We start from the raw sequence: 4,678 nt of genomic DNA on the forward strand, positions 1-4,678 counted from the left end.
TTCATGTGGGCGTTGAAGATGCGCGGGCCAAAGGTGCGGATGAAGCGGATGTAGTCCACCCCCTGGTAGGCCAGGTGGCTGGGGTCGAAGTTGAAGCCGAAGCGGCGGTGCTGCTGCACCGCGGCCAGCGCGCGTTCGCTGGTGGCGATGTCAAACGCGATCTCGGTGGGGTGCACCTCCAGCGCAAAGTTCACGTCGACTTGGTCGAACACATCGAGGATGGGCGTGAAGCGCGCGCCGAAGTCGGCAAAGCCTTTGTCCCAGTAGGCCTGGCTGGTGGGCGGGAAGGCGTAGATCGAGTGCCAGATGGACGAGCCGGTGAAGCCGGTGACGGTCTTCACGCCAAATTTCCTGGCCGCACGCGCCGTGTCCTGCAGCTCGGCGGCGGCGCGCTGGCGCACGCCCTCGGGCTCGCCATCGCCCCACACATGGGCGGGCAGGATGGACTGGTGGCGCTCGTCGATCAGGTCGCACACGGCCTGGCCCACCAGGTGGTTGCCGATGGCCAGGCACTGCAGGCCGTGGCTCGCCAGCAGGGCGTGTTTGTCCTGCACGTAGGTGGCGGAGGCCAGGGCCTCTTGCACATTGAAATGGTCGCCCCAGCAGGCGAGCTCCAGGCCGTCGTAGCCCATGGTTTTGGCCAGCGGGGCCAGTTCGGCCAGGGGCAGGTCGGCCCACTGGCCGGTGAACAAGGTGACGGGTCTTGCCATGGAGAGGCTCCGGAAAAGAGGAAAAAGGCCTGTGGCGGAGTGCCGTTGAACTTCATGCGGCTGGCGCCTGTTCAACGGGGCCACAGGCCAGGCGGGTCAAACCACCGGCTCAGAACGGGGAGTTGGGGAAGTAGAAGTTCCGCGCGGTGTCCTTGGTGATCAGCACCGACGGGATGATGGTGTTGGCGGGCAGCTTGGCGCCTTTCAGGCGGGCTTCGGCCGTCATCTTCACCGCGTCGTAGATGAACTTGGGCGAGTAGGACACGTTGGCCTGGATGCGCGGGTCGCTGCCGTCCATCAGGGTCTTGATGGAGCCCTTGGCGCCCGCGCCGCCGAACACCAGCTTGATGTCGGTGCGCTTGGCCTGGTCGATGGCCTTGAGCACGCCGACCGACATGTCGTCGTCCGCCGCCCACACGGCGTCGATCTGCGGGAAGCGGGTCAGGTAGTCCTGCATGACCTTGAACGCGTCGTCGCGGTTCCAGTTGCCGTACTTGGCGTCCAGCACCTTGATGCCGGGGAAGGCTTTCAGACCGGCGTTGAAGGCGTCGTTGCGCTCGTTGTCCACGTTGGAGGCGATGCCGCGCAGCACCACCACATTGCCCTTGCCGCCCAGCGCCTTGCCGATGTAGGCCGCCGGCACTTCGCCGAAGGTGGTGTTGTTGGGCGCCACGTAGGCGTCTTGCGCGCTGGTGTCGGTCAGGCCGCGGTCCACCACGGTCACGTACACGCCCTTGCCCTTGAGCTGGGCCACGGGCTTGGTCAGCGCAGCCGATTCAAAGGGCAGCACCACCAGGGCGTTGATCTTGTTCACGGTGAGCAAATCTTGCAGCTGGTTGGCCTGTTCGGGCGAGCCGCTGGCGGTCTTCACGATCACTTCGAGGCCGGGGTTGGCTTTCTCCAGCTCGGCCTTGGCCTGGTTGGCCCAGAACACCACGCCCGCCATGAAGCTGTGCGTGGCGGCCGGGATGGACACACCCAGCACCACCTTGTTCTGGGCGAAGCTGGAGGTGGCGCCGAAGGCGGCCAGGGCCACGGCGGTCAGTGCGAGTCTGCGGGTGATGGTTTTCATTTCAGTTGTCTCCTGGATGCAGGTGGATGAAACAGCGGCTGCTGTGGTGAGGGAAAACGAAAGGAGATCGCCCGCCGCCGGGCCGCCCCAAGGCGGGCGGCGCCCCCTCGGGGGGGCAGCGACCCGCGCAGCGGTGGAGCCCCGGATTCGCCCCGAAGGGGAGAAGACGCTTGGGGGCGGTCATCTCTTGGATCGCTGCATGAAAGCGACCGCGATGATCACGAAGCCCTGCACCGCCGCGTTGAGGTACACGCTGATGATGCTGGTCAGGTTCAGGATGTTGCTGATCACGGAGAGCAGCACGGCGCCCACCACCGTGCCGGTGATGGTGCCCGCGCCGCCCTTGAGCGCGGTGCCGCCCACGATGACGGCGGCGATGGCTTCCAGCTCCCACAGCAGGCCGGTGGTGGGCGACGCCGAGCCCAGGCGCGGCACGTAGAGCAGGGTGGCGATGCCCACGCACACACCCAGCAGCACATAGGTCAGCACCTTCACGCGGTCCACGTCCACCGCGGCGTAGCGCGCCACCTGTTCGTTGGAGCCGATGGCCTGCACATAGCGGCCGAAGGTGGTGCGGTTCAGGATCACGCTGCCCACCAGCGCCACCGCCAGGAACACCCACACGGGGATCGGAATGCCCGCCACGCTGCCGTAGTACACCGGGCTGTAGACGTCGGTCAGCTCGTTGTCCAGCGTGATGGCGCCGCCGTTGGAGAAGTAGGTCAGGTAGGCACGGAAGATGCCCAGCGTGCCCAGCGTCACGATGAAGGGTTCGATGCGCCCTTTGGTGATCAGCAGGCCGTGCGCCAGGCCGAACGCGGCACCCAGCACCAGCGCCAGCGCCATGCCCAGCGCCACGGTACCGATGGGCGAACCCAGCACGGGCGCGAGGTGGTTCATGGCCAGGATCACGCTGCCCGCGATCAGCGCCGCCATCGAACCCACCGACAAGTCAATGCCGCCGGACACGATGACGAAGCACATGCCCACGGCGATGATGCCGATGAAGGCCGTGCGCGTGAGCACGTTGGTGATGTTGTCCAGCGTGGCGAAGTTGCTGTTGAGCAGCGTGCCCACCACGCACAGCAGCACCAGGCCGATCACCGGGCCCATGCCCTGCAGCTGGCCCAGCCACCGGCTGGCGTGGCCGGTGGTGGCGTTTTCAGTGGGTTCCTGTGGCATGGGCGATGAGCTCCTCTTCGGTGAGTTGTTGGGATTTCAGAACGGTCTGCAAGCGGCCCGCACGCATCACCGCCACGCGGTGGCACAGGCCAATCAGCTCCATGAGTTCGCTGGAAACGATGATCACGGCCAGACCCTGGCTGGCCAGTTTCTGGATGAGCAGATAGATGTCGCGCTTGGCGCCCACGTCCACGCCGCGCGTGGGTTCGTCCAGCACCACGACCCTGGGGCCGGGGTGCAGCACCTTGGCCAGCGCCACCTTCTGCTGGTTGCCGCCCGAGAGGCTGGAGGCCTTGATGTGCAGGCTGCCGGTGCGGATGCCGAATTCGTCCACCGCGTGGGCCAGCGCCTGGTGTTCCTGCGCGGGTTGCAGCAAGGGCGTGGCGTAGCGCTCCAGCGCCATGAGCGTGAGGTTCTCGCGCAGGCCAAAGTTCACGTGCAGGCCCTTGCCCTTGCGGTCTTCGCTCAGGTAGGTGAGGCCCAGGCGCACGGCGTCGCGCGGGTGGCGGATGGTCTGGGGCCGGCCTTGCAGCTCCACCGTGCCCGCGCTGCAGCGGCGCAGGCCCATGATGCCCTCGAACAGCTCGGTACGGCCCGCGCCCACCAGGCCCGCAAAGCCCAGGATCTCGCCGGGGCGCACCTCGAAACTCACGTCCTGCGCCCAGCCGGGCACGCTCAGGCCCTGCACGCGCAGCGCCGGTGTGGCGGCTGTGGGCGGCGTGGCCTTGGGTGGGTAGAGGTCGGCCAGTTCGCGGCCCACCATGAGGTTGGCCATCTGCTGGCGGTTCAGGCTGGCCGTGGGTTGCTGGGCCACACAGCGGCCGTCGCGCATCACCACCACCTGGTCGGTCATGCGCTCCACCTCGTCGAGCTTGTGCGAGATGTAGACCAGGGTCACGCCCTCGCTTTTGAGCTGGCGCATCAGGCCAAACAGGCGCTCGGTTTCTGTGGGCGTGAGGGTGGCCGTGGGCTCGTCCATGATCAGCAGGCGCGCCTTGCGCAGCAGCGCGCGCGCAATCTCCACGAGCTGCTTCTCGGCCACGATCAGGTCTTTCACCCGCGTGTTCACATCGGCGGTGAGGCCGACCTGCGCGATGGCCCGCTGCGCCTCTTCGCGCATGGTCTCTTCGTCCAGCAGCAGGCCGCCCCAGCCGCGTTTTTTCTCGTGGCCCAGGAACAGGTTCTGCACGATCGTCAGGTCCTCGGCCAGGCTGAACTCCTGGTGGATCAGCACGATGCCCTGGGCCTCGGCGTCGCGGGAGCTGGCAAACGCCTGGGGCTGGCCGTTGAGCAGCACGGTGCCGCCGCTGGCCTGTTCAAAGCCCGCGAGGATCTTCATGAGCGTGGACTTGCCCGCGCCGTTTTCGCCCAGCAGGCCCAGCACCTGGCCCGTGGGCAGGGCGAAGTCCACCCCGTGCAGCACCTGCACCGGGCCGAAGGACTTGGTGGTGCCGCGAAATTCGATCTGAAGACTCATGCCGCGGCCTTTCGGTGTTTCAAGGTTTCCTGCATGGCCAGCGCGCCCGCGCCGACCACGCCAGCCCGCTCGGCCAGCGGCGTGTACTGGATCTCCAGGTGCCGCGTGGACAGGGCCAGCGAGCGCTGGTACACGCTTTGCCGCACCGAGGCCAGCAGCTGCGGCCCCGTGCGCGTGAGCCCGCCGCCAATGAACACATGCGAGGGGTTGAAGAAGTTCACCACCGAGGCCAGCATC

5 protein-coding genes are annotated in these 4,678 nt (G+C 67.0%); all 5 read right to left on the reverse strand.

Features of this window, described 5'->3' with window-relative positions; all coding sequences use genetic code 11:
• Window positions 1–710 (reverse strand): sugar phosphate isomerase/epimerase (locus IV088_RS23010; protein ID WP_291106608.1); only part of this gene is annotated, 710 nt, incomplete at its 3' end.
• Between the two features lie 109 nt (window positions 711–819).
• Window positions 820–1,782 (reverse strand): substrate-binding domain-containing protein, encoded by a 963-nt coding sequence (locus IV088_RS23015; RefSeq protein WP_291106610.1) that lies wholly within the window; start codon window positions 1,780–1,782, stop codon window positions 820–822.
• Window positions 1,783–1,962: 180 nt separating this feature from the next.
• Complete coding sequence (locus IV088_RS23020; protein ID WP_291106612.1) at window positions 1,963–2,964, reverse strand: ABC transporter permease; 1,002 nt, start codon at window positions 2,962–2,964, stop codon at window positions 1,963–1,965.
• On the reverse strand, window positions 2,945–4,441 hold the full coding sequence (locus tag IV088_RS23025; protein ID WP_291106614.1) for a sugar ABC transporter ATP-binding protein: 1,497 nt from the start codon (window positions 4,439–4,441) through the stop codon (window positions 2,945–2,947). Before IV088_RS23025 ends, IV088_RS23020 begins: the two co-directional genes overlap by 20 nt.
• On the reverse strand, window positions 4,438–4,678 hold a 241-nt coding region (locus tag IV088_RS23030; protein ID WP_291106616.1), incomplete at its 5' end, for an ROK family protein. The genes IV088_RS23025 and IV088_RS23030, both read right to left, overlap by 4 nt.

The sequence above is a fragment of the Hydrogenophaga sp. genome (assembly GCF_018780075.1).
GTDB lineage: Bacteria > Pseudomonadota > Gammaproteobacteria > Burkholderiales > Burkholderiaceae_C > Hydrogenophaga.